Source organism: Exiguobacterium sp. s128, from assembly GCF_018618815.1.
GTDB classification, from domain to species: domain Bacteria; phylum Bacillota; class Bacilli; order Exiguobacteriales; family Exiguobacteriaceae; genus Exiguobacterium_A; species Exiguobacterium_A antarcticum.
Genome location: NZ_JACSMT010000015.1, coordinates 1 through 25,392 on the forward strand (window position 1 = coordinate 1; position 25,392 = coordinate 25,392).

21 protein-coding genes and 1 pseudogene are annotated in these 25,392 nt (G+C 46.8%); 5 read left to right on the forward strand and 17 right to left on the reverse strand.

Annotation, left to right across the window (positions count from 1 at the left end; genetic code table 11):
• Together KNQ13_RS07620 and KNQ13_RS07625 are read left to right on the forward strand one after the other, a co-directional pair.
• Positions 1-109 (forward strand): transposase (locus tag KNQ13_RS07620; protein ID WP_214773207.1); only part of this gene is annotated, 109 nt, incomplete at its 5' end.
• Positions 110-300: 191 nt separating this feature from the next.
• Complete coding sequence (locus KNQ13_RS07625; RefSeq protein WP_209548223.1) at positions 301-1,458, forward strand: hypothetical protein; 1,158 nt, start codon at positions 301-303, stop codon at positions 1,456-1,458.
• Positions 1,459-1,504: 46 nt separating this feature from the next.
• Here the strand turns inward: KNQ13_RS07625 and KNQ13_RS07630 are convergent, their stop codons facing one another.
• From KNQ13_RS07630 to KNQ13_RS07665, 8 genes are all read right to left on the reverse strand, one after another.
• Positions 1,505-2,431: an LCP family glycopolymer transferase gene (locus KNQ13_RS07630; protein ID WP_209548224.1), complete on the reverse strand. Its 927-nt coding sequence runs from the start codon at positions 2,429-2,431 to the stop codon at positions 1,505-1,507.
• 219 nt (positions 2,432-2,650) lie between these two features.
• The gene (locus KNQ13_RS07635; protein WP_209548225.1) at positions 2,651-3,364 is read right to left on the reverse strand and encodes a hypothetical protein; all 714 of its coding nucleotides are present in this window, start codon (positions 3,362-3,364) and stop codon (positions 2,651-2,653) included.
• A gap of 48 nt (positions 3,365-3,412) precedes the next feature.
• Positions 3,413-4,981, reverse strand: coding sequence for a S8 family peptidase (locus KNQ13_RS07640; protein WP_209548226.1), 1,569 nt, complete (start codon positions 4,979-4,981; stop codon positions 3,413-3,415).
• A 160-nt stretch (positions 4,982-5,141) separates the two neighbouring features.
• Positions 5,142-6,725 (reverse strand): S8 family peptidase, encoded by a 1,584-nt coding sequence (locus KNQ13_RS16205; protein ID WP_261974172.1) that lies wholly within the window; start codon positions 6,723-6,725, stop codon positions 5,142-5,144.
• Between the two features lie 146 nt (positions 6,726-6,871).
• Positions 6,872-9,553 (reverse strand): glycoside hydrolase family 70 protein, encoded by a 2,682-nt coding sequence (locus tag KNQ13_RS07650; RefSeq protein WP_209548227.1) that lies wholly within the window; start codon positions 9,551-9,553, stop codon positions 6,872-6,874.
• Positions 9,554-9,766: 213 nt separating this feature from the next.
• Positions 9,767-13,105 carry a hypothetical protein gene (locus KNQ13_RS07655; RefSeq protein ID WP_209548228.1) on the reverse strand — a complete coding sequence of 1,113 codons (3,339 nt, stop codon included), beginning with the start codon at positions 13,103-13,105 and terminating at the stop codon, positions 9,767-9,769.
• Positions 13,106-13,642: 537 nt separating this feature from the next.
• A complete protein-coding gene (locus KNQ13_RS07660) occupies positions 13,643-14,056 on the reverse strand; it encodes a hypothetical protein (RefSeq protein WP_209548229.1) in 414 nt (137 codons plus the stop codon).
• Positions 14,057-14,121: 65 nt separating this feature from the next.
• A complete protein-coding gene (locus tag KNQ13_RS07665) occupies positions 14,122-15,363 on the reverse strand; it encodes a UDP-glucose dehydrogenase family protein (RefSeq protein ID WP_209548230.1) in 1,242 nt (413 codons plus the stop codon).
• Positions 15,364-15,473: 110 nt separating this feature from the next.
• On the opposite strand from KNQ13_RS07665, the gene KNQ13_RS07670 reads away from it, so the two are divergent.
• Positions 15,474-15,719: a hypothetical protein gene (locus KNQ13_RS07670; protein ID WP_236624340.1), complete on the forward strand. Its 246-nt coding sequence runs from the start codon at positions 15,474-15,476 to the stop codon at positions 15,717-15,719.
• A gap of 66 nt (positions 15,720-15,785) precedes the next feature.
• Here the strand turns inward: KNQ13_RS07670 and KNQ13_RS07675 are convergent.
• From KNQ13_RS07675 to KNQ13_RS07700, 6 genes and pseudogenes are all read right to left on the reverse strand, one after another.
• Positions 15,786-16,630, reverse strand: a pseudogene (locus tag KNQ13_RS07675) (pirin family protein).
• Between the two features lie 161 nt (positions 16,631-16,791).
• Complete coding sequence (locus KNQ13_RS07680) at positions 16,792-17,223, reverse strand: helix-turn-helix domain-containing protein (RefSeq protein ID WP_028105597.1); 432 nt, start codon at positions 17,221-17,223, stop codon at positions 16,792-16,794.
• Between the two features lie 118 nt (positions 17,224-17,341).
• Positions 17,342-18,817: an SdrD B-like domain-containing protein gene (locus KNQ13_RS07685; RefSeq protein WP_209548231.1), complete on the reverse strand. Its 1,476-nt coding sequence runs from the start codon at positions 18,815-18,817 to the stop codon at positions 17,342-17,344.
• Between the two features lie 168 nt (positions 18,818-18,985).
• Entirely contained in the window at positions 18,986-19,408 is a 423-nt protein-coding gene (locus tag KNQ13_RS07690; protein ID WP_071499887.1) for a hypothetical protein, read from the reverse strand.
• Positions 19,409-19,415: 7 nt separating this feature from the next.
• Positions 19,416-19,838, reverse strand: a complete 423-nt coding sequence (fabZ, locus tag KNQ13_RS07695) for a 3-hydroxyacyl-ACP dehydratase FabZ (protein WP_014971379.1) — start codon at positions 19,836-19,838, stop codon at positions 19,416-19,418.
• Positions 19,839-19,865: 27 nt separating this feature from the next.
• Positions 19,866-20,162 (reverse strand): DNA-directed RNA polymerase subunit beta, encoded by a 297-nt coding sequence (locus KNQ13_RS07700; RefSeq protein WP_209548232.1) that lies wholly within the window; start codon positions 20,160-20,162, stop codon positions 19,866-19,868.
• Positions 20,163-20,469: 307 nt separating this feature from the next.
• On the opposite strand from KNQ13_RS07700, the gene KNQ13_RS07705 reads away from it, so the two are divergent.
• Together KNQ13_RS07705 and KNQ13_RS07710 are read left to right on the forward strand one after the other, a co-directional pair.
• Positions 20,470-21,840 (forward strand): copper amine oxidase, encoded by a 1,371-nt coding sequence (locus KNQ13_RS07705; protein ID WP_209548233.1) that lies wholly within the window; start codon positions 20,470-20,472, stop codon positions 21,838-21,840.
• Between the two features lie 86 nt (positions 21,841-21,926).
• Positions 21,927-22,859, forward strand: coding sequence for a class F sortase (locus tag KNQ13_RS07710; RefSeq protein ID WP_209548234.1), 933 nt, complete (start codon positions 21,927-21,929; stop codon positions 22,857-22,859).
• 39 nt (positions 22,860-22,898) lie between these two features.
• On the opposite strand, the gene KNQ13_RS07715 is transcribed toward KNQ13_RS07710, so the two are convergent.
• The 3 genes from KNQ13_RS07715 to KNQ13_RS07725 form a co-directional block, all read right to left on the reverse strand.
• The gene (locus tag KNQ13_RS07715; RefSeq protein WP_209548235.1) at positions 22,899-23,492 is read right to left on the reverse strand and encodes a hypothetical protein; all 594 of its coding nucleotides are present in this window, start codon (positions 23,490-23,492) and stop codon (positions 22,899-22,901) included.
• 137 nt (positions 23,493-23,629) lie between these two features.
• On the reverse strand, positions 23,630-23,953 hold the full coding sequence (locus KNQ13_RS07720; protein WP_209548236.1) for a winged helix-turn-helix transcriptional regulator: 324 nt from the start codon (positions 23,951-23,953) through the stop codon (positions 23,630-23,632).
• 72 nt (positions 23,954-24,025) lie between these two features.
• Positions 24,026-25,183: an AI-2E family transporter gene (locus KNQ13_RS07725; protein WP_014971385.1), complete on the reverse strand. Its 1,158-nt coding sequence runs from the start codon at positions 25,181-25,183 to the stop codon at positions 24,026-24,028.
• Between the last annotated feature and the right edge of the window lie 209 nt (positions 25,184-25,392).

The following is a 25,392-nucleotide window of genomic DNA, read 5'->3' on the forward strand; positions in this document are numbered from 1 at the left end:
GAAAATGGAAGGGACGAACAATAAGATTAAGCTCATTAAACGTCGTGGTTATGGCTACCGAAACCTCGAACGATTCTTTTTGAGATTGCGCCTTGAGCTTGGTCGTTAAAATAGCAACCACGTGTTATGGTGATGAGCCAGCTTTTTATCAACTAGAAATTAGTATAACAAAAAAATTGGAAATGGTTGATATAATTTTAGGAAATATTATACGTTTATTGAAAAAGGTTGCGTATAATGAAAAGGACATGTTTTCTTTTCACATGGATTTCCGGATATCTACATAGGAGGAATTTTTTTATGCATCGCTCATTACAAGCCCTTCAATACTATACATCGCACTCAGAAACGGAGATCGAACGTATCCACGAGCGTATCCGCTCCAGCCTGGCTTCGACAGAATCACTGACCGATACAATGATTCGTTTGACTGGGCAAGCACCGCTCGTTCCATTTTCGCAAGATACCGTGTCGGCTGAAGAATGGACCGCTTTCTTATCAGGAAAACATCATCAGGTGCTTGCTGATTTTTATGGTACGCTTGTCGCCCGGCCTATCCTTGAAGAAGATGGTCCCGCTCCGGTTGCAGAAACCGCATCTACTCCAACACTTTCACGAACGCACCGGGAACCTGAATCTTCGCGCCGTCAAAAAATCAAGTCTTTTTCCGAACCACGTCCAAGACGCAAGTTCCCATGGGGATGGATCGCTTTACTGATTTTATGCTTCTTGTTAGGAGCCGGTGGCACATACGTCTACTCCAACTACATTGCCAGTCCAGGCGCGTCTGAACCAAAATCGACTGTCGAGAAACCGGTTGCGATCAAAGAAACCAAAAAAGAGGAACCAAAGAAAGATCAACCTGAAGTAAAAGAAGTTTCAGATATTCTTTATGTCAAAACACGGAACAGTAACATCTACAGTGATTCTGGCTTGACCGATACATTGTATGAAGCAGACTTCGGTGACGGTTACCGGATTCTCGAAACTACCGATACCGTCAGCAAGATTGAATTGACCGACGAGCTGATTGGTTACATCAAAAACGCCGATACGACTAAGACCCTACAGGATGATGCGATTGCCGACGAATCATTGTTGACATGGGTCGGTGATAATTTGGATACCAGCTTCGTCACCGAGACACTCATTGACCTTATCGGCAAATCAAGCGCTGATTTGAATAGCATTTACGGAGAACCGGAACGAACGTTTTCCGATGAAGTCAATTCGTACCTGTTTTACGGTAATCATTTCTTCACCCTGCAAAACGATCAAGTCATTGCCATCGACTGGTCGGAGACCGATATTACGAATGATGATTTAGTTTTACTTGCACCACTTCAACTCGAAACAGAGACGACGGCACTTATCACAAGTAATTCGTATCGACTGCAACGGTTTGATAAACCGGGAACAGATTTCAGCCGCGTTCGTCTGGCTGAGCAAAATTTATAAAACAAGAGAGCCAATCCTTCATCGGATGGCTCTCTTGTTTTATAGCTTAATTCAAATCAAGTGAGTAACGTAATGCTGTTTTCGTCTGGCTCAGTGAATCTTCCGTCGGATGCCAGTAATAAATACCATCCGCTTCTTTTCCACCTGTTCCTTCCAGCTTTAAGTTTTCCTGATTTTTAAAGGCATCCATATAATCAAATGCCAGTGTCTGCATCGGTTTGAATGAGACATTTGTCTGCGCATTTTTCCCGACGACATCCATGATGGCATTGAATTTACTGACGGACACATCGGAAGATAATTTCGAGACCACTTGTGCAATCACATCACGTTGCCGCATCTGACGCCCAAAATCTCCGCGTGGATCTTCATAACGCATTCGTGTGTATTTGAGTGCCGCGTCACCATTGAGATTGATTTTCCCAACTGAGAACTGCGTCCCATCTACATTAAAATCAATATCGTTATTGACCGTCACTCCACCGACCGCGTCAACAAGCGACGTAAAACCTTCCATATTGATTTCCGCGTAATAATTGATTGGAATATCAAGGAATTGCTCGACCGTCTTGATTGCCATCTCTGGTCCACCAAACGAATAGGCATGGTTGATTTTATCGTTTGTCCCACGACCGACAATATCGACTTTCGTATCCCGTGGAATACTGATCAGACGACTCTCATTCCGGGTCGGATTCAAGGTCATGATCATAATCGAGTCGCTTCGCCCCTGCTCACCCGGACGTTGATCAACCCCGAGCAATAGGACAGAAACCGGTTTTTGTTTCTCAATGATTTTATCGCCGGTATTTTTGACCGGGGATTGGATTTTTTTGACGGTCTGATCAACTTGATAGTACGTATACCCGACAAATCCTCCTACTCCAATTATCAATACCAATGCAATCAATAACATGATTTTCAGCGGGGTGAACCGCTTTTTTGCTTTTCGTTTCTTTTTGACACGTTCCATGTTTCCACGTTCCTTCCTTCTCGTTCATTGTTCGTTATGTAAATCACATGAGTTCCTGTTGTTATCGGTCAAACAAAAGTCACTTTACAGTCGAGTATACCTAAAAATCAAGTGATTTTGCAAAAAACGGAAAAATATGAAAAGAAGAACCTGCCACTTGGCAAGCTCTTCTTAGGATTACGCGTCATCTTTCATTCGTTTGGTTCGTTCTATTTTTGATTACAACAAAGATTCCGATGTTGACACACGTTCATACATAAAAACTTCGTAGATTTTTTTCTTGAAGTTATAGTCCATGCTGACGACCATCCGTTTTTTCGGATCCGTCGTTTGGAAAACATATGACTTCATCATGATCGGATCGGCCAGACCGAGCTTGATTTCTGCTTTTGAAGCAACCGTCGAATAATCAAAGTTGGACCAGTCCATCCACTCACCAAGCCCTTTACCCGTCAAGACAGCATCGAGTTGTTTTTCTGTCATGCCTTCCGTCAACTTGGCGCCTTTTGTCAGTTGCATCTTACTTTCCCGGACGCCAAGTTTTGTTTTCGCCGTGATGTTGAGCATTTTTGAAGTCAGGCGATAGACCGAATCTTTACTTTTGGTCGCGAATGATAGCGCCGTATACGTCGGGGCTACTTTCACTTTCGTATCATAGAAGTGATACGCTGCAAACTTCTGTCCATCTTCTTTATCGGCGAACTCTGTTTTTTTCTTCAGCATCGTTGACCCGTCTTTTTTCGTTAACTGTGTTTTGTAGCTTTTTCCGTAAAGGACTTGCGCAACTTGCTCCATCGTCATCCCTGTTTTCAAGGCTTCGAATTGAGTCGTCGCTTGGATTTCTTCTTTTGTTGCCGCTTCTACTGTTCCTGCGATCAATGTTGAACCGGCCAAAATCGCCGCAATTGTCAATTTTCCAAGTGTTGTTGTCATGTGTATTCGCTCTTTTCTAATAGTTAGTGGTTGATTCAAAACATATTTTCAACGTAATAGTTGGACCGCACGATCGGCATCAAGCCGTCCGTATCCGTACGATGAGTCATATCCTTTTTTCCCAAGGTCTTGCGCGGATTTTTTGAGAATGCTTTCAACTTCCGATGCCTTGATCGTTGGTTTTAAGCTGTAGAGAAGACTCGCGACACCGGCGACGTGCGGTGCTGCCATCGACGTTCCGCTCCAGAAGGCTGACACCCCGTCACTCAGGTAACTTGGAATGTCTTGTCCCGGTGCAATCAAATCGAGTCCTTCACCATAGTTCGAGAAGGCCGACCGTTTGTCGAACCGGTTGGAGGACCCGACCGAGAGCGCATACTGCGACCGTGCCGGATAAGACAGTTTGTTCGTTCCTTCATTCCCCGCCGCGACGACAACAAGAACTCCTTGTTTTTTCGCATAGGCAAGAGCATCTTCAATCGCCCGGGACGAGAATCCGCCACCGATGCTGATATTGATGACTTTGGCTTTCTTCTTCACCGCATGCAGAATCCCTTTGGCGATATTCGAGTTGGAACCGTAGTTGTCTTCCCCAAGCACTTTGATCGGGATGATTGATGCTTTGGCATTGATGCCGGACATACCGTACGTATTGTTGCTGTTCGCCGCGATGATACCGGCAATGTGTGAGCCATGACCATGATCATCGATCGCGAGCTGACGGCGGTTGACGAAATCATACCCAAGATCCATCCGGACTCGTCCGGCAAAATCAGCGTATGTCGGGTTGATCCCGGTATCGATGACAGCGACGAGGACCGTCGATTGTTTTTTCGAAGTAATCCGCTTTTTCATCGCGTCGAAATTGATATCGGCTCCTTTGACACCACCCCGCTGTCCGGTATTGTTCAACGACCACTGATACGATTTGAAGACATCATTTCCGAGTCCGTGCATCTGGCTGTCGAGTTCGACATAAGCGACGCCACGTGTTTGTTCGAGCTCGCGTTTCGCGGCAAGTGCCTGCATGACCGTCCGGTACGTGAACTTCTCAAGTCGAAGTTCGGCATCAATCGTTTCGTGCTTCACGGCTGCCGTTTTCTCGGACAGCTGTTGTTTTTGGCTGCTTGGTCCCGTCATTTTGACGACAAGACTGCTCGCCTTCGCTGACGTATTTGACTGGCCCATCGTTTCACGGATTGGTTGCAACCGTTCGAGTTTAAACGGGACGACAAATGCCGTATTTTTCTTCCCTTCAATCTCTATGTATTGACGTCCACTCCAACTGAGGGGGAAAATCAGCGACTGATTCGTGACTTGATCGTACCGTCCGTAGACCAGTTGTTGTTTATAGTCTGTTTGTGATTCATAGACCGTGACCGCTTCCGTCGCGTCCGCTGCAAACTTGAGGTGAGTGCCGCCCGTCAGGTAGGTTTTTGTATCAAAGTAAAACAAGGCTTTTCCTTTGCTGTCAAACGTGCTTTTGATGTAGGCTTTCTTTGTTTTCGCGTCCAGCACCGGTAATTTTTGCGCCCCGGTCCCTGCCGCTTCTGTTTGAATCGGTACAGCTGTTCCCAGTAGACCGAAAACCGTCAAGCCGACTAACCATTTTTGCATTTTTTCACTCCTTTATCCGCCTTTTTTCCTATGCATCCAGTATAATGGAAATTTTTATGATAAACACCTGATTTTTGATTTTTCATCAGAATTTTTTCCGGAAATTTAAAATAAATCGTAAAAAAAAGCGAATCTTTTGAAAGAATGGATTCGCCTTGCTTCATTTAATGTAACTGGTTGCTTTGTCGGCATTGAGACGACCCGATCCATATGTCGTATCGTATCCTTTTGAACCAAGATCCTTCGCTGATTTTTTGAGGATACTTTCGACATCGGTCGCTTTGATCGTCGGTTTCAGACTGTACAAGATACTCGCGACTGCCGAAACATGTGGGGCTGCCATCGAGGTCCCACTCGCAAAAGCGAGTTCCCCGTCCGCGAGATAACTTGGAATCGAAACACCCGGTGCCACAAGATCAAGTCCCGTCCCGTAGTTCGAGAACGAGGCACGTTTGTCCGTCCGCCCTGTCGCACCGACCGATAGGACATATTTTGAACGAGCCGGGTATGACAATGCCTTTTTCGCCTCGTTACCAGAAGCAGCGACGACTAAGACATTTTTGCTTTTCGCATAGGCAAGTGCTGACTCAACAGATTTAGAGGACGCGTACCCACCAAGACTGAGATTGATGACCTTCGCGCCTTTTTTGACCGCATGATTGATGCCACTGACCAGGTCCGATGTATAACCGGCACCGTTCTCATCCAGGACCTTAATCGGAATGACTGATGCCTTCGCACTGATTCCCGTCATCCCGTACGTATTGTCCGTACCCGCCGCGATGATTCCCGCGACGTGCGAACCGTGACCGTAATCATCCCAGGCCGTCTTCGAGCGATTGACGAAATCGTATCCAAGATCCATCCGGACCTTACCGGCGAAATCGGCATAACTCGGGTTGACGCCTGAATCAATGACAGCGACGAGCGTCGTTGACTGTTTCTTTTTCGCAATCCGTTTTTGCATCGCCGTGAAGCCGATATCAGCTCCTTTGAGACCTTTTTTCTGGCCGGTGTTCATGAGTGACCACTGATGGTGCTTGAACGCATCGGCACCGAATGCTTGAATCGGCGTATCGTATTCGAAGTACGCTGTCGCACTGGATTGTTCGAGCTTCTGTTTTGCTTGTTTCGCTTCCGTCGCTGATCGGTACGTCAATTTTTCGAGGCGGAGTTCAGGTGCCAATGACTGAACCGACTTGGCACCGACACTACTTGCACGCATCTTACCGGATTTTGTTTTGACGATCAGTGCCGTGCTCGCCTTCGTTGTGACAGACGAACCTTTCGTCAAATCAACCGGTTCGTACCGCGACACACTAAACGGGACAGAGTACGTATCGCCAGGAGACCCTTCAAGAATTAAGTACTGACGTCCTTTCCAACTGAGCGGGAAGTACATCGTCTCGTCATTGCGTTGGAAATAACGATTGTAGACACGTCCTGCTTCAGCATCCACCTTACTCGTAAACATCGTCCCGTAAATGTCCCAGTCGAGCTCAAATTCAAGATGCGTCCCGTCCGCGACAAAGTCGGCCGAATCCATGTACCAGACGTCAAACCCCTCTTCGTCAAATCGTCCTTTCATCGGTGCTCCGACATAACTGCCGTGGAACGTTGGTAATACTTTTGCATGCTCCACTTGCTGGCTACTGACCGTTTTTTGTTTGTCGATCGCTTCTCCGTTTAAACCAAATCCCATCAGTACACTTGCCGCAAGACTACCCGTAATGATCTTTTTCACCTTTCCACTCCTCCAATTGTCTTAGGTCTATACACCTATATACCCATTAATTATGGAATAATGTGGAATTTTAAAAATCATTTACCTGATTCGTTCAATTTTCAGACAAAAAAAATCCACCACCTGAGAGGTGATGGATGAGTGACTTACTTGACGATGACTTTGAAGGTCTTGACGACCTTGTAGTTTCCGACCGTCGTATAGGTGACGCGAATTGACGTTGTTCCTTTGCTAACTGCTTTGACTTGACCTTTTGACGAGACCGTTGCGACTTTTTTATTGAGCGACGCGTAGCTGACGGACTTGATTTTATCCGTTGCTGCCGAGTAACCGATCGTCGTTACTTGACCTGGTTTCAATGTTTTTTGCGTTGCTTTGAGCGTAACGCTGTTGACTTTCGTCTCGATCGTCAATGTTGTCGTCAAGACGAAACCGTCTTTTAGTGTCACAGTTGCTGTGACCGTTGTCTTACCAGCTGCTTTACCAACGAGACGTCCCGTTGTATCGACTGTTGCTTTTGATGAATCGGCTACTTGATAACGAATTGACGAGACAGCTGATGAGCTATTTGCGACTTTCGTTTTCAGGTTGATGCCTTTTCCTTGGTAGACACTTGCTTTTTCAATCGTTGCCGTTGGTGCTTTTGTTGTTTGCGGAACGAAGACACCAAGGTATCCATTCACTTCTGCTGTTCTCATGCCTTTGACCGGAACCGTCAAGATACCGTTTTTATCTGTGACGAGTTTCGTCTTGCTGATGCCGCTCGCATCGACGAAGACTTGGTTCATGTGCTGTTTCCCCATATCGACTTTAATTGTCGTGTTGAGTGTCGATTTTTTACCGATGACCGTTGCAACACCCGTGTTACGGTTTTTACCAAGACGGACGCTTGAAATCAAGTGATCTCCGGCAATTTTCGACGTGTTCGCTGTGTGCGACACGACTTTTTGGGCACCGTATGCGTACTGCTTGCGGACTTTCAGCAAGTTCGTGATTTCTTCGTAATATGGTGTTTGTTTCGCCATATAGGAAGCATCTGTCTGATACAAGTCACCATAATAGACAGTCGGGACTGTGTCTTTGTTCGTCAGCAAGTAAGCATACTGCGAAACGACGTTATCGACCGAATATTTTTTCTTCGTGCTTGCGAGTTCTGCATTATAGATGTTAAGTGCTTTTTTCTCTGTCTCTTTATCGTACATCTTTTCGAACGATTTCGGCTCTTCGCCTGCTGCGTACTGGACGCCTGTTTTGATACCGTAGAGATCGAGCATGATTTGGTTGACACGGTTTTTCTCTTGGTCATGGTTGTTGACGAATGACCAGTTGGCGGACGCATCAGTCGATCCTGCTCCTGCCCGGTTAACAGTTGAACCGGTTGCGATGGCACTTAACGGACGTTTTGACATTTCGTTTCCGAGTGCATTCCGCATCGTGAAGTAGAGTGGTGAATCCATGATGAGCTGTTCATCATTGTTTGCTTTCATATATGATTTTTGCTCTGATTTGTAGCTTTCGATGTAGCTCAAATGCTCTTTTTTACCGAAGTGCTCTTTTGCGACTTGTGCTTCCGCCTTCAGAATCGCCGTATCATAATGGGACGCCGCATCGATTCGGAATCCGTCGAACTTGTACGTCTCAAGCATCCACTTCATCCAGTTCTTTTGCTCTTTGATGACTTCTGCGTTCGAGTTGGCCAAGTCTACTCCAAGCAGGAACTCGTCATTATTCGTCATCGTCTTGTTGTAGGCTTGAAGCGGTAAGCCGGCTTCATCGACGAACAGGAACTGATCTTCGATGTCGATGCCCGAATTGTCATTCTGATACGAACGTTCTTCTGATCCGTATCCGTAGACAGCTTGTGTTTTCATGTATTCTTCTGTCAATTTAGCAATCTTCGTGTTGTCAGGAGACGCAAGTAATGCTTCTTTTGTTGCAAAACCATTTTCTTTCATGTAGGCGAGATATCCTGGATCTTTCGCATACTGCGACAACATCGGTTTCCAGTTTTGTGGCGATACTTCATACCAACCATCTGCCGCAAGATATGTATCAACGACGTTCAAGCTTTGTGTTTTCGACGCTTCCATCAACCATTCCGGGAGATAGTTTTTCTCGTTGTTTGGTCCAAAGTAACGGTACGGTTTACCGGCTTTGTCCGTCATGACACGCCCTGTACCCTGACCTTGAAGAGATGTTCCGTTTAAGAAGGTTTTGTTCCATTCTTTGAGGTAACCGTATTTCGCTTGCCCCATTCCGCCACCTTTTGTATAGGCGAGGTAAGGTGTCGCGAGTGTTTTCGTTGTTTGTCCACCCGTATACGGATTTGCGAACGGCTCTCCTGAGCTTGTCGCACGACGGACGAAGACGGCTTCACGCTGGTTCAAACCAAGCATTTGGTTTGGTACCAAATCCATCTGAACCTTGATGTTGTCGTCATGTAACATATCGACCATCATCTCGAGGTGACTGGCTTTTCCGTATTTCGTCGCCGTCGCTCCACCTGGACCTTGCGGGAACTCACCGAAATCATACCGATCCGCGATCGCATATCCTTCCATGTAACGTGCCATGTCGAACGAACGATAAGCCGGTGGCATCCAGACGTCTGTCACACCCCATGAATTCAGCAAGTCACCTTTTTTGGCGAGTGTCCGATACATGTTGCTGTCATAAGGTTGGTACAGACTGAAACTTTGGAAGATGACATGGTTATCCAGCTTTTCACCTGATGTGTAAGCTGCTGCTTGCTTTGGTGCGATACCGAAACTGCTTGCTGCTACGACGGTCGCGAGTAATCCGACTGATACTTTTTTCGTGTTCTTCATCGATATAACTCCCCTTTTTTCTGTATGTATTTGATTGTTTTTCCCTTTAATCACTAATCAACATGACATAATTTAACATCTTTCTTTTGTCATGACACCTCTATTTTAATAAAATAAGTCAATAGGTTTCACGAAATGCAATCGATTGCGCTAATCATCACAAAAAAACACCTTCCATCCATTTCTGGACAGAAGGTGTTCAAGTAAATCGGATTATAAGCCGAGAAGAACTGCTTTCTCGTAGCCGCCAGTCAAGACAGAGTTGTCATACGACTGAAGCTCTTTGTTGACCGTGATGACGTTCGACAATGTTTTGAGCGTGCCCGCTGGAACTTTGATTTTGACGATATCAAGTCCGTTCGAGAGGTTATCATCTGAGTCAGCAAGCGAGATGCTTGTGCCGACTGGCAAGTTTTTCCCGTTTAATGTGTACTGAGCTGTACTTGTTGCATCGTACATACCTGAGTACTGAACACCTTCCGAGAACTTGACGCGAATGACATCTTTTTCATCTTTTTCGTTAGCAGACACTTTTTCGATTTCGAACGGTGAAACAACTGGTTTAACAGGCGTTTTCATGATTTTGAAGTCATGTGTCGCTGTTGCGACCGTGTTACCGACATCATCCGAAAGCGATTTGACGACAACTTTCCACTCTTCGCCGTAACCAGCGTTGTCTACGAGGCTTTGCAGGCTTTGGTTTGCTGCGACACGGAAGTTCATGTCTGAACTGTTTGTGTAGCCAACAACTGAACCATCGATCGTGACGATTTTGCCGTCTTTGTCTTTACCGATAAACTCAACTGTTGTTTTCGGTGGGTAAACCGTACCGTCCGCGTTGATGAGTGGTGTATCTGCTTGATCAAGACCACGTAATTTAACCGGCTCGCTCATCATGACGTTGAAGTCGTTTGAGAGAAGCACACGGTCGATGGCATTGATTTCAGCACTCTTCAGATCTGGTGTGTTGAGTGGTGAACCAGAGTAGTTGAGGTCGAGTGACAAGGCATCATTTTTCTCGCCGTTCGCTTCTGCTATGACAGAATCTTTCGCGAGCGTGATTTTGAACTTATCATTGTAGTAATTTTCTTTCGTGTTGACTGTATTATAGATTTCTGTCCAGTCTTTCTTGAGTTCGACGAGAACTTCGCCCGTCTCTTCGTTGTAGTATGTGATTTCAGCGTACTGGCTGAAGTCTTCATACAACTTCGTACTTGAGTTGTAACGCTCAAGTTTCATTTTTGAACCAAGAAGTGCTTGAACATCAGCAAGGCTGAGGTTTTTGAGTTGTTTGCTGAACATCACACGGAATTGTTCAGGCGACTCGACGACGACACCAGCTGTCGGTTTGACTGTATCTGCCGCAACTGTGAAGTCGAGGTTTTGTGTCGTTCCGATGTTCGACTCATCTGAAAGGGCCGCGAAGTCCATTGCATCCCAAATCTGGAGTGAGTGTTTACCCGGTGTGAAGTAACCTTTTTTCGGTCCTGGGTAAGCTTCTTCTGCTTTAATTGCTGCCATCATCTCTTCGTCGTTCAATGTGATGATGACTGTATCGCGGCGGTCGACGCCTTCTTTGTTATCAAAGCCGAGATACTTCACATCGAAGTATTTCTCACCGAACTGACCGTCGATTTTGAATTTCGCATCAGCGATTGCTTCTGAGAATTTCACTTCGAGCTGATTCAAGCCGACTGCTTTAACAGACGTGACTTCCGGTTGACGAGCATCTGTCAATTTGAAGCTCGCTTTTGATTTGACTTCTGTATCCGTGCTGCTTGTGATTTTAGCAAAGACTTTGACCGTCGCGTTGTCTTGGAGTGGTGTTTCTTTATCCAAGATGACTTCGAAGGCTTTTGGATTCGAAGGAACTGTCTTGATGCCGATGACGCGTTTCATCCCGTCGAATTGCTCGATTTGGATGTTGTCATTTGCCATGTAATCTTCTTCGTGGAGACCTTGTCTCACTTTATCAAGTCCGAACGATTTGAGTAACAACTCACGTGAGACGGCTTTGTCGAGGAAAATCGTCACGCGATCTGCTTGATTCGATTCAGCTGCAAGGACATTGATCATCTCAATCGGAGCCGGTGTGACCATGACCGTGCTGAACTTCACTTTTGCTTGTCCATCGATTTTACCGATCAAGTCTTTGTACTCACCGTTGACTGTCTCGATGATTTGCGCATCGATTGTCGCTTCGAGATCCGTGTTGCTGAACTCAGAAGTGAGGAGGACTGTTGCTTTACCGTCTTGGATTGTGACGCGTTCTTTCGCAAGCGAACCGAATGATGTCGATAATTTCAAGACGATATCGTCCGCCTTCATATCAACTTCACCAGTTGCTTTGTTTTTCAACTGGAATGTCACTTCCGTGTTGTCGGCACCGTTTGCAAGAATCGAAGACGCTTTTGGTGTGACTTCAAGCATCCAGATGTTTTCGACGCTTTGCGTCATGAAGCTGAGTGAACCGAGGTCTTTCGCTACGCCACCGATGAGGATGCCTTTCGCGTCGACCGTGTAATCTTTTCCGTACTCTAAGCCTTCGACTTCGAGGACTGCCGATTTCTTGTCAGCACTGAGTGTTGCTGATTTGACTGTACCGCCTGCGATTTTGAAGTTGTCTGCCATGACAGAATCAACGGCACGCGAGAACGATACTTCGACTTTGTCTTTGCCGAGTGCTTTTGCTGAAGCGAGAACTGTGTTTGCAACCGTGAAGTCCATTGCTGGTGATTTCACATCGCCGACTTTGACGACATAGCTATGCGTGCCTTCAGGGATTCCTGATTGCGAAGCCGTGAATTTCCCGTTTGAAAGCGTCCCTTTCGCAACGATCGGTGCTTTTGTCATATCTTTTCCTGGATAGATCAAGAGTTCAGCCATCGCACCCACAGCTGGGTACATGACGTCTGCTTTAACAGAAAGTGTCTGATCATCGACGCTTCCCATGACGTTTGAAATCATTGCTGCTTTCACTTCATAGTTGATTGAACCTGTCACGACAGAGTTCGCACCTTTGTACGTGTAAGCAATTTTATATTTGCCGGCTTTTGAAGTGTCCGGTGTTTTGATGTTGAACTTGCTGATCGGGCGTTTCACGATGATGCCTGATTTGTAACGGATGCTGATCGTGCTCGGAAGAACAACTTTGCCTCCGACTGCAACTGGTTCGAGGACTGGTTCGAGGACATCAACGACATAGTTCTGAAGTTCTACTTTGAGGACTGCTTTTTTCGAAGTGCCGGCAACTGTACCGTAAAGGACTTGGTACTTGTTGATGTACTTCGTTTCAAACTTCACGGAGCCGCTCCATTTGACTGAACGCATTTCGTACTTGCCGTTCGTGAGTTTGACTTTGACCTTTGTCGGCAATGTCAATTTCTTAACAGCATACTTTGAACCACCTGCATGTTTCATTAAGATGGGTTCAATGTATTTAACAGAGACCTTTGAAGCCGCGTCTGCAGCAACCGGTGCGACGACAGATGCAGTGACTGCGAGAGCAGCTGCAGCAGCGTACAATTTGTTTGATTTTTTCGTGTAAGCCATGTTTACAATTCCTCCTCTTATCTTCCAAAACTAAAAGCGACAATCCCAACCAGATGACCTACACTTAAAGTAAAATATTTGAATATATTTACTTTAAATCATTCAACATTTGTTCTGTTTTCTTCGGAGGAATACGTTCTGTTTCACACGCCGATCCAGCGTCCAGTTCAGTAGACGATCGTCAGTGATTCATTATGTATCCAGTTTGGGATGAACAGAAAATGTTGTCGAACGCCTTATATATAAGGACGTTCCGTATGTCGTAGGTTCGTACCAAGTCTCACTTGTACGTAAGTGAAGCACTTAGCTACAGGTCAAATATACAAAACCAGGAAACTAACGACAATAGGTTTTTTGTAAAAAATAGGTGAATAGTAGTAACTAGTAAAATATATTAACAGGTTGTATATGGAAATTAAAAATCTGAACGTCCCTTTTTAAGAAAACGCTTACAAATATATAGAATTTCATGTGAGTCAATATTTTTTTGAAATAAAAGAAAGACACTCACTTAAAAAAAGTGACTGTCTTTTTGCCTCATACAACCTTTTGATTGGCTTGTTCGATTGCTTCTAAAAAAGTATCCCTACGAAATCGGTGGTCAGTATCCGCCGTCAGTTCAATCACTTCATCAAGACGACGCAACTGGATCGGTAAGCCACGTCCAATCCATTCCAGTTGCTGTTGCAGGTGTCGTCTCGCCCGATCCATCGTATGTCGTTCCGCTGCGACGAATTGACGTAAGTACTGTAAGACATAACCGAGTCCGAATTCAATCGGAATCCGTAACTCGGCCCCTTTGTCCTTGATCCGGATTAAACCGGCGCCGTAATGAATCGCACGGTCCCACTCTTCACTAATTCGTTCGTACCAGTTTCCGTTCGTCAGGCAGTGAGTTTCAAGTGCGCCTTTGGGACCACTTGGCATGACAGTAAAGTAATCGATTTTCATACGTCGTCTCCTTTTCTGTATAAAAAATAGGATGAATCCACAGTGGACTCATCCTATATGACAGTTCAGAAGGTTTGATTGTTCGAAAATGTTTTATTCGGACGTCCAATTCCTTCGTACTGGACGTTTCCCGGATCATTGACGTAAGCCCAACAGTTCCTGCCGTCCACCAGACGCGCTGATTTCATCTGTTTGACCAAAAGTTTTGGCGTGATCTGTTTGATTTCATCCCACTCCGTCATGATGACCGCAAGATCTGCACCTGCAACGGCTTCTTCAATCGAATCCTTTTGATCAAGCAACGTCTTCGCTGCCGGATCATACCCGGTAACGATAACCCCCATCTTCATCAATCGTTCGGCAAGTCGTAAAGCCGGTGCATCCCGTAAATCGTCCGTTCCCGGCTTGAAAGCTAATCCCAGCAAAGCAACATGAAGACCAGGACTTGGATTGATTTTGTCGAGGACATATTGCAGTTGTGCTTCGTTTGTCCGGTCGGCTGCTTCAATCACATGCAGATGTTCGCCTTGTTGTTGCGCCAGTGTCGTCAATGCCGCGATGTCCTTCGGAAAACAAGAGCCGCCGTAACCAGCACCCGCTTTTAAGAACGCAGGACCAATTCGTGGATCAAGACCAATCCCGTGCGCTACGTCCTCGACATCTGCTCCGACGATATCCGCAAGTCGTGCAATCTCATTGATGAAACTGATTTTGACGGCCAAAAAGCTGTTGGCTGCATACTTCGTCAGTTCGGCTGTCGTCGGATCGACATGCACGATTGGCGCATTCGTCTTGAATAACTCCGTCAAATTACTTGCCAGCTGTTGATCATGTGTCCCGATGATGACGCGATGGGGGTTCCGCATGTCACGAATCGCTGTGCCTTCCCGTAAGAACTCCGGGACCATCGCAAAACGTAACGACGGGTAGGTCGTCTGCAACTTTTCCGTCGTGCCTGGTGGTATCGTCGACTTCATGACGACAGCCGCATCTGGTTGAATCGAATGGATTAACTTAACCACCGCTTCGACTGCCGAGAGATCACAACTCCCATCAGCCCGTTCTGGTGTCCCGACGGCTACTAGGTACAGGTCAGATACCGGATACTCCGTCGTGAAGGTCAGACGGCTTTTATTTTGTTGTAACGCCTCTTCGATTCCTTCCTCCGTGATCGGAGCCACCCCATTCGACAGTTGCTCCATCCGTTCTTTATTTAAATCGACACAAACCACCTCATGTTTCGCATCGGCTAGTCCAATCGCGGTCACAAGACCCACGTACCCTGTTCCAATTACTGTTACTTGCATCTCATCACGTCCTTCGTCAGTTTCCCTGTCTTCACTATACGTGAGCGAAAGCGATTTGTGCATCGAAAAAGCTTTTCGAATACGCTATACTGGATACGGGAATGGGAGGAATGCTCGTGGCGATTATCATCTTTTGCCTCGTATGTCTCTTCGCATATCGTATCCGCAAGCTTCCTGAAGCGATTCGGACGATCTTACTCATCCTCGGGTTACTCAGTGGATGGTTCGCGCTGTTTGAGATCATCAGTTATCTAGAAGCCAATCCTTACCTGGCTGCCATCCCGATCACACTCGGACTTGGCTACTGGTATTGGCGGCGCAAGAAAAAACGGACGACCGATTCTACCTCTCCTTGAGGTCGAGCGGTGTCCGCACATCAATCAAACAAGACTTGTTCCGCACGCGGGACTGGTCTTTTTTTGTCATAAGACGGCTGGTGGTCCAAACTTTCCGTCGTGATAATCCCGGTAAGCCTGACGGATCTCGTCTTCCGTGTTCATGACGAACGGTCCGTAGGCAATCGTCTCTTCCCGGATCGGTTGACCGGAATAGATCAGCACCTTCGTCCGGCTGATCGCCGTCAATTCGAGTTCGCTGCCTTCTGCCTGCTCGTCAAACGTCAGCGTCGCCGCCATCGTCTTCGCAAGACGCATCCGGCTTGATCCCACTTCGAGTTCTCCCGCCAAGACATACAAAAAGGTATTATGGTTCGCCGGTAAGACGTGTGTATATGTCCCACCCGGTGCCAGTGAAATCTCACTCATCGTAATCGGGACCAGGCTGTCGAGTGGTCCGGTCACACCCGCGATGTCACCCGAATAAACGCGGACGTGTCCGCTGTCGAACGAGACGACCGATGCATCTTCCAGTAGGACGTTTTGATACGATATCGTCGTTTGTTTCAAGCGTTTCGGCAGATTGAGCCACAGTTGGAGCGTATGGATCAAGTAGTCGTCGACCGCTTCTTCCGCACACCGCGCCGCCCAACCGGCGTTCATGTACTGGACGTCACCCGCATCGAGAATCGAATGCCCCCGTGGTTGTCGATATGTTCCAGCCTCCCATCGATGACGTAGGTAATCGTCTGGAAACCGCTGTGCGGATGATCGGAAAAGGTCCCCCGTTTGAACCAATCCTCGGCCATCAGAATGAACGGATCAAACTCGTCTTTACGCTCTGGCGGCATCACCCAGCCTTGCTGGACATGGGGATACCCGTTTTGTTGATACGTCACTTGCCAGTGTTGTTTGACATCACGTTTGAACATCTTTTCGACTCCTCTGTTTGATAAGATAGCTCGATTGTCGCACAGTAAGTTTCGGAAGCAGAGCTGGTTTGCTTGTTCAGGTTTTCCAAGGTGAATTCCTCTCCCCTATCAAAAAACGACCCCGTTGATGTCTCGGAGTCGTTCGTCTTATCGCGCATTATTTAAAAACGGTTCGCCTTCTGTTCCAGGACGGCAATCTTCTCTTCAATCTCGAGCAATTTCAGTTCGTGTTCGAGTTCAAGACGACGTTTTTTCCGTTTCAGCTGGCTCAGTTCTTCTGCGACCGATTCCGGTGACGCTTCCGGACGTGGCGGTGCCGTCTGATCCATCGACTGACGGAGTGGGTCAAACAAGTTCGACTTCGCGAACTTCGCCGCTTCCGGACCAAACAAATCATTGATGATCGGCAATACCTTATTCATCGCGTTGCCCGGAATTTGTGACTTTTCATCGACGAGACGTTTGAGTGCCAATTCATCGACCAAGTACCCTTTACCGTCTTGCTCGGCATGCAGTTCGCCTGTCCGGATCCAACGACGGACCGTTTCTTCTGAGACACGTAATAATTCGCTGATCTGTTTTGTCGTTAACATCGTCATCCCTCTTTCCATTCATTTGATACCTTTACTATACACACGTGTGTGCGTGTGTGTCAATCGATACACACACCAAAAAGCCCTCCGAACCACTAGGGTCCAGAGGGCTTCTGTCTTATCCAGCACGCCGTAACAATAACCACAGTCCAACGACTGCAAGAACTGCTCCTGTTGCTGCATATGGGAACGGTTCATCTTCCCCCGCCTGCGGGAGACGTTCGTTTGACGTCGTGTTCGTTGTTTGTTGATCGGCCACATTCGTCGCCGGCGCTTCGACCGTCTTGACCGATGATTTAGTCGGTGTCGGCTTCGGTGCTGCGACCGGTTTTACTTTCGCGATTTCTGCGAGAAGGAAATAGCCCATCGTCTCATCCGTCAACGTAACCGAATCCGTTGTTGCTTTTCGTTTAAACAGTTTGAGGAATTCATCGTACTCCTGGAATTCTTCTTCGTCTTCATCTGCCATTCCGACAGCAAGCGCCTTCGCTTCAGCTTTCGTCAGCTCGAAGGACATCGCCAAGTCGTCGAGTGAGACATGGTGCATTGCTTCGACCGTGTATCCGGAAGCAACTTCCGTTTTGACCGTATACGTTCCTGGTGTCATCTCGATCATCAAGGCATCGTTTTTTCCGATCTTCTCCGTATAGACGTCTTTTCCGGTGATCGCATCCGTTACTGTGTACGTCGCAGGAATCGTCTGCTCAGAGTAACCCGGAATCTTATCTGCGTTCGCATCGAAGAAGTTCGTAACAAGCAACAGGTTCGCAAAGTCCATTTCTTCCTCATCTTGACCGTACAGACCGGCATCGATCTGAACGTTGTCACCTGCTTTAAGTTTGACGCGTGCCAGATCTTCATCATTCAGATCGGAATCAATCGTTGGATCCGTCCCTTGATGCTTAGGGGACGTGTAGTAGTAGCCGATATCCATGCCGTACACTTCGACATAATACGTGCCCGGCTTCAGGTCCTTGAACGAATAGAGACCGTCTTTTGTATAGGCTTCATCGACGACGTCATAATCCATGTTCAAAAGATAGACCGGCACATCACTGATCCGCGTCTCTTTGTCCTGACGGATGCCGTCTTCATTTTCATCGTACCAGATGATTCCGTTGATCGTTCCTGTCATTGCGACCGGTTGTTCCGTCTCCGGCTTCGGTTCTTCCGTCACTGGTTCTTCTTTGATCGGTTCCTCTTCAACGGGTTCCTCTGCAGGAGGATCTTCCTTGACCGGCTCTTCTGCCGGTGGTTTCTCTGGAGTCGGTTCCTCTTTGACTTCACGTCCAAACTCGATCAGGATCGTTTTTGTTTGATCCGCCGCGATGATTTTGACGACCGGTGCCGTCTCTGCCGTAAACGTCACGCTCGGTGTCTTCGTGATGTCGATGTCCTGTCCTGTCACACCATTTTCAAAGACCAATTCTGTTTCTGACTCGAGATTGACGACACCTTCTCCCGTAAAGGTCAGTGTGTACGGGTTCGTCCCCGCTCCTTTGACGTCCCACGATAATGCCGTTTCTGCCTGTACTGGTGTGATGACACCAAAGACGAGCAGACAGGCGAGTATGTACATTCCGATTTTTCGCATGATGTTTGTTTTCGCTCCATTCTTTAAGTATGTGCTACCTAAATTTTAAGCAAAGCAGGCAAAATAAACCAGTATATTTTAAAAAAATAACAAAATTTCAATCCCTCAAGACAAAAAAGAAGCATACGATAACCGGGGAACACATGGTTATCGTATGCTTCTTTTGGTTCAGCGAACGACTTCGAGCGGGATTTCAATCCCGCGTCCTGCACCTGCATCAATGATGAGCACCGGTAACCGGTTTTCGTCAAAGACTTGCTCTTCAATCGTCGTATCCGACGTATAGGTTCTGACTTCTCCCATTTTTTTCGCTTCGAATGAAACAAACGGGAACGGAATCGACTGATTGGCAACTTCCAAACGAATATCGACTTGTTGGTCGTCGAGTCGGATATCGTTTGCCGTCCGGATCGTCAGGCGCATCCGATCGTTTTCCGTCGCTGAGATCTGAGCTGAGATGTTTTCTGTTTGTCCGGCACGTTTGACAGGATCGATGATGACCGTCGGGGAAGCGGTCTCCACCTTGTCCGCACGCTGACAACCAGGAATGACAAGCAACGAAATCGCCAATGGAATCATCCAGCGCTTCATCACATGTTCACTTAATCGCGAAAGTCAATTCAGCAGTACAGGCGACTTCCCCATCGACTGTGGCTGTGGCACGCCCTTTACCAATTGGTCCACGCAGTTTCGTCAGTTCGACTTCCAGTTTGAGCTGATCGCCGGGTACGACTTGACGTTTGAAACGACAATTCTCAATCCCGGCAAAAAAGGCAAGCTTGCCTTGATTCTGTTCCATCTTCAGTACGGCAAAGGCACCGACTTGTGCTAAGGCTTCGACGATCAAGACACCCGGCATGACGTTGTAATCCGGGAAATGGCCATTAAAGAATTCTTCATTGGCCGTGACATTTTTGATGCCGACAGCCCGCTTGCCTTCTTCGACTTCTAGAATCCGGTCGACGAGCAAAAACGGATAACGGTGTGGAATCACTTCCTTGATTTGTTCGATCGTATACATATTCCACAGCTCCAATCACTGGTTAGTTTAAGATTTCGTCCAAAAATCGGTGATGCGGGTCCATGTGTCGAGCTTGAGGACATCCATCGCTTCGCCACCACCAAGTGTCGCATATCCAACCATCGCACCGATGACTAACGCAAGGACGACAAGAAGAAGAATGATCAACAAACGCGTAATGATCGGAACGCGGCGTGAGGAATACTCGCGTAATCTTTTACGCTGCTTTGGTTCCTGCTCTTGTTGTTCCTCGTTCTTTATCTGTTGATTACGTTTCAGACGTTCACGGGTCGGTTGGTCCGTTCCTGCTTGATTTTGTACCATCTTGATCACCTTTCATTGGTTCAGTCTAAAGAACAGTATAGCATATTAGTACCTGGTATTAAATAGTTGCAGTTTAGCTACAAAACGGTTCTTTTTTTAAGTGTAACACGCACAAACGATGAACTTGTAAAAAAAGTTTCCCGATTTCTATATAAGGAAGCAAAGTGGATTCGAACCCTTTTTCAAAAAAACTTTATCGATTTTTCAATCCAAATAAAATCCGGGCGCGTATGCTGTTCAGAACGATACAGACAACAACTACCAAATACATGTTAGACACACCCAAATTTGAGAGGATGATATCAAGATGAAACATACTAAAAAATTCGCAGCAACAGCCATGGCAGCAGCACTCGTATTACCAGGAACGGCAGCATTCGCTTCCGGCGGAGATGAGATGAAACATGAGGACGGCGCGAAAAACGTCACGGTCAACACAAAAGCCGCTGACCTTCGTGCGACACTCGACCAGTTACTTTCTGAGCACTTCGTGCTTGCCGTCATGGACATGAAAAAACAATATGACGGATCAAAAGATGCTAAGTATTACGAAGCAGCACTCAAACAGAACGCACTCGACATGACACCAGCGATCGCTTCTGTCTACGGTGAAGAAGGCGCGAAACAGTTCGAGAAAATCTTCGTCGACCATAACAAATACACAACGGATCTCGTCAAAGCGGTCAAAGCAGACGACCAAGACGGCATCAATGCGTCAAAAGCGGAAACGGAAGAGTTCGTCCAAGACCTCTCGAGTTTCTTAGATACAGCAACAGAAGGTAAATTGCCGAAGGCAGCAGCGGAAGAAGTCCTCCGTACGCATGAAGCAGACGTCTACAAAACATTCCAACAATATGCAGCCGGTGACTACGAAGGATCGTACAACACGTTCCGTGAAGGCTACAGCCGCATGTATGACATCTCAAAAGCGCTCTCAGTCGCGATCACAACACAGATGCCTGAGAAGTTCGACAACACGAAAGCCGATACAAAAGCCGCTGACCTCCGGTCAACACTCAACAGCCTCGCAGCTGAGCACGTCGCACTTGCGAACATCAGCATGACAGCTGGCGTCGATCAAGCGAAAGACTACGATGCAGCGAACTGGGCGGAAGATATGCACACAGCGGACTTCAAAGCGGCAATGAAATCCGTTTACGGTCAAGCGGGTGCGGATCAGTTCGAGCAAGTCTGGACGAAAAACCACATCGAAGCACAAGCAAACCTTGTCACAGCAGCAATCAACGACGACAAGAAATTGATGGGTGACGCACAAGACATGCTCAAAATGTTCTCAAATGACTTCGGTGCCTTCCTTGGCGCAGCGACGGAAGAAAACCTTCCGACAAAAGCAGCACAAGAAGCAGTTTCTGGTCACGAGACATATGTCCAAGATACGTTCATGCAGTATGTCGAAGGCGACTACAAAGGATCTGCTGATACGTTCCGTGAGTCTTACGCTTACATGTACGGCGTCGGGGCAAACCTTGGTGAAGCGATCGTCAAACAATCACCAGAGAAGTTCATGGACGGTACACCAGAATCAATGCCGAACACAGGTAACGGCGGCATGAGCGACACGAACTCAAGTGCAGCGACTACAGGCGCAATCGCACTCTTCGGTCTTGCTCTTGGAGCAGCTGGAATCGTGCTTGCACGTAAACGTCAAAACGCATAAGAAATTGGGTATACTAAAAAGGATAGCGCCTCGGCACTATCCTTTTTCTGCGTAAGAGACTTTGTCTCGGAAAGGAGTGACGTGTCTTGAAAAAATGGTTATTACCGGTCAGCATCCTCTTGATGCTCGTTTCAATCGGTACGTTAATTTTTGTACTGTTCGGAAACACAGATGAAACAAAAACAACTATCACACAAGGCGATGCAAAAACTGAGTCTGCGGCATCTTCCGAGACAAAGGAAGACCCACTCAAACCATCAGAAATCTTTAAAAAAGAATTCAAAAGTCTTTCGACCAATGAAGTTGAACTTCCAAAAACGTTAGCCATCGATAAAATCGATGTCAAAACGAACGTCGAGCAGGTTGGTCTCGATAAAAAAGGCGCCATGGGGACTCCAAAAAATGAACAGCAGGTCGGATGGTACAAGTTCGGTCCTCGTCCGGGTGACGTCGGTAATGCCGTCATCGACGGTCATACCGACACGAAGACCGGTCCCGCCGTCTTTAACCGGCTCGATGAACTAAAAAAAGGCGACACGATCAAAATCAAGGATGAGTCTGGACGGACGCTTGTCTTCCGTGTCAAAAAACTGGTCGAATACGGTCATCTCGATGCGCCACTCGAAAAGATCTTCGGAGCGTCCGATCAACGGAACTTAAATTTGATTACGTGTATCGGTATCTATGATGAAAACGAAGGCACGTATGACAATCGTCTTGTCGTCTTCACAGAACTCGATCCAAAAGCGTCCGACCCCGTCAAAACGCCACCGAAACCGGCGACGAACGTCCGGGTATCCGGCGGTTTCGTCAACTGGTATGCTTCGACAGATGAGGAAGTTGTCCAGTACAACGTCTACCAGGAACAGGACGGGAAACAGAAGAAATTAGGTTCGACGGAATCCATTGAACGAAAAGCCTTTCCGTTACCGAAAGACGCTACAGGGCGATTCATCGTCACTGCTGTCAACAAAGCAGGTATTGAATCGGAAGAAGCCTTCAGTGCCGTTCAAAAATGAGTAGACTGACCGATTCAAGCAGATCCCTGCACGAATCGGTCAGTTTTTTTGTTGATGAATCGGAACACGTAGCTGTTTTTCGCCCGACATCGTTTTGTAGCGTAAATCGAGGTGTCCAGCCGTCAGTTGCTTCTGATTCGTCGGAATAAACACAATTCCTGTTCGTTCTTCTCCAGCCCGATAAGAACCAGTCAGAGGATGTTGCTCATGCATGACAGGGACCGTTTTTCCACCTGTTTCATACTCCCCCAGCTTTTCTGACAGTTCAATCGGATCATTTGATTGATTCTTAATCGTCACCGTCAATGCCAACAAATAATCCGAAGCAGAGCCAATTCGAATTAGTTTTTCTTTCGAGATGGCTACGCGTATCAACGGTGTCGTTCGGGCCGCGTCCCGCTGTTTCATCGCTAACGTCTCGACTTCCAGTCCACCAAGCGTATAACGGACACCCACCCGATTTTCCAGATCAAATTGTTTCAATTGATCCTCATCCCATTTTTGCATGATGAGAATCGGATTCGGCTCGACAGGTTCAGAGTCCGCTCCCCACCCCATGACAGGAATGATCCATTTCACGATGACTAAGATGACGCATACCGGTATCAAGACATACAACAGGATTGTTTTCACACCCATTCCTTCTTTCCTACTCTGACGTCAACTTTCTTCCCCCTTATTATGTCGCTTTCGATTCAATAATTATACATTTTTTCACAATTATAATCATACAAAAATACCCTCGAGCATCTGCTCAAGGGTAGATTCAGTCAGTACGTGATATGTTGTTTACTCCAAGAAATCGATTCCTTGAACTGGCGAACGAGTTCTTCCGCCGGACCCGTCAAGGAATACGCTAAGCCTTGTACCTTTTCTGACATCTGTTGAATGACGAGTCCATCTTCAATCAGTTCCTGCAGCTGCTCAAGAATCTGACCGTGGGATTGATCGAGACGTTGTTCAATCTCCCCGATCGTCAAGGCTCCATCCCGTAACACATAGATGACGCTCGACTTGAGACTGTTCTCGAAATTATGTTGAAACTTTTGGAGTGCTAATAAATCGGCCTGTTCTTCTACATGACGTTGATCCATCTGGCGCATACCCCTTTCGTGACACGATACACTACCTTTTCAGTATGACCGAACTGACCCGAAAATTCAAAGTCAGTCTTTTGTCGTCACGATCGTGCTAAACGACTTCTCATCTTCCGCGATGACCATCTTCTTCTGTGAACGCAGATGATACAGACGACGGATATTCAAGATGATGACTTTCATGACGGCGTAGAACGGTACACCAAGCAGGACACCAAAGAAACCGGCGATGTTACCGGCAACCAGTAAGACGATGATGATCGTGAGCGGATGGACATCCAGTGTCTTCCCTTGGACGAGCGGTGACATGATATGCGAGTCGATCTGCTGGGCTACCGTCATGACGACGACCGCATAAACCGCGAGAATCGGATCCTGGATGAATCCGACGATGAGTGCCGGCACGACCCCGATGACCGGTCCGAGGAACGGGATGATGTTCGTCATCGTCGCAAACAGGGCAAGTAACAACGCATAATCAATCCCAATGATCAGATAACCGATGTAGGCGATGATCCCGACACCGATACTGACGATGACTTGTCCACGGATGTAACTCATGATCGTCAAGTGGACATCACTGAGGATTTTTTTCGTTTCCTTATGGTATTCGTAAGGCATCATCTTGACAAGGTTCCCTTTTAACTTATCCCCATCAAGCAACATATAGATCAACATGATCGGGATGATGATAATCGTGACGACCGTCGTCGTGATGACACTGACGAATCCGCCGACACCGGTTCCGATGTTTTTCAGGAACGACGAAGCGTATTCGGAAATGTTTCCGGAAAACTTATTAAACAGATCGTCTTGTCCCCCTAAGAAACGTGAGAAAAAGGCACTGTTTTGTAATTGGTCCCGGACATCAGTAAGCTGACGCTGGAACTGTGACGCAAGCGTCGGAATCGAGTTGACGAATTCCGTAATCTGATCCGATAACATCGGACCAAAGATGAATCCAAGCGTCGTCAAGATACTGATCAATCCGAGCAAGACGACAATCACGGCTGGTCGCCGCTTCATCTTCTTCTCGAGTAGTTCGACGATCGGGAGCAGAACATAGTAGAGGATACCGGCAATCGCCAGTGGTGGCACGACCATCTGCAATAAAATCGCTAACGGTCGGAATAAAAACGTCACATGATTGCCGACCCAGACGATGATCAATAGCGTCATGATCCACCAGGCACCACGGTACCATTTGTTCTCAAACATTTTTTGCATCTTGTCACTTCCTTATGATTAAAATAATGGCGTCTCCTTCATTAGATTCCCTTTATCCCGGTTCTTCTAATCCTTATTTTCAAAAAATAGTTAAGCGACTATGAGTGCTGATTCCCTTCGATTGCTCATCCTTTTTGATCTTCTGCACAAAAACTAATAATTAGAATATCTTTTTTGCATCTTTAAGTGTTAAAGTTTGATGGAGACCC

What these genes read in the sequence shown, in the direction of transcription:
- KNQ13_RS07625 (WP_209548223.1), top strand. Translation starts at nt 301, where the DNA reads ATGCATCGCTCATTACAAGCCCTTCAATACTATACATCGCACTCAGAA.
- KNQ13_RS07630 (WP_209548224.1), bottom strand. Translation starts at nt 2,431, where the DNA reads ATGGAACGTGTCAAAAAGAAACGAAAAGCAAAAAAGCGGTTCACCCCG.
- KNQ13_RS07635 (WP_209548225.1), bottom strand. Translation starts at nt 3,364, where the DNA reads ATGACAACAACACTTGGAAAATTGACAATTGCGGCGATTTTGGCCGGT.
- KNQ13_RS07640 (WP_209548226.1), bottom strand. Translation starts at nt 4,981, where the DNA reads ATGCAAAAATGGTTAGTCGGCTTGACGGTTTTCGGTCTACTGGGAACA.
- KNQ13_RS07650 (WP_209548227.1), bottom strand. Translation starts at nt 9,553, where the DNA reads ATGAAGAACACGAAAAAAGTATCAGTCGGATTACTCGCGACCGTCGTA.
- KNQ13_RS07655 (WP_209548228.1), bottom strand. Translation starts at nt 13,105, where the DNA reads ATGGCTTACACGAAAAAATCAAACAAATTGTACGCTGCTGCAGCTGCT.
- KNQ13_RS07660 (WP_209548229.1), bottom strand. Translation starts at nt 14,056, where the DNA reads ATGAAAATCGATTACTTTACTGTCATGCCAAGTGGTCCCAAAGGCGCA.
- KNQ13_RS07665 (WP_209548230.1), bottom strand. Translation starts at nt 15,363, where the DNA reads ATGCAAGTAACAGTAATTGGAACAGGGTACGTGGGTCTTGTGACCGCG.
- KNQ13_RS07670 (WP_236624340.1), top strand. Translation starts at nt 15,474, where the DNA reads ATGCTCGTGGCGATTATCATCTTTTGCCTCGTATGTCTCTTCGCATAT.
- KNQ13_RS07680 (WP_028105597.1), bottom strand. Translation starts at nt 17,223, where the DNA reads ATGTTAACGACAAAACAGATCAGCGAATTATTACGTGTCTCAGAAGAA.
- KNQ13_RS07685 (WP_209548231.1), bottom strand. Translation starts at nt 18,817, where the DNA reads ATGCGAAAAATCGGAATGTACATACTCGCCTGTCTGCTCGTCTTTGGT.
- KNQ13_RS07690 (WP_071499887.1), bottom strand. Translation starts at nt 19,408, where the DNA reads ATGAAGCGCTGGATGATTCCATTGGCGATTTCGTTGCTTGTCATTCCT.
- fabZ (WP_014971379.1), bottom strand. Translation starts at nt 19,838, where the DNA reads ATGTATACGATCGAACAAATCAAGGAAGTGATTCCACACCGTTATCCG.
- KNQ13_RS07700 (WP_209548232.1), bottom strand. Translation starts at nt 20,162, where the DNA reads ATGGTACAAAATCAAGCAGGAACGGACCAACCGACCCGTGAACGTCTG.
- KNQ13_RS07705 (WP_209548233.1), top strand. Translation starts at nt 20,470, where the DNA reads ATGAAACATACTAAAAAATTCGCAGCAACAGCCATGGCAGCAGCACTC.
- KNQ13_RS07720 (WP_209548236.1), bottom strand. Translation starts at nt 23,953, where the DNA reads ATGGATCAACGTCATGTAGAAGAACAGGCCGATTTATTAGCACTCCAA.
- KNQ13_RS07725 (WP_014971385.1), bottom strand. Translation starts at nt 25,183, where the DNA reads ATGCAAAAAATGTTTGAGAACAAATGGTACCGTGGTGCCTGGTGGATC.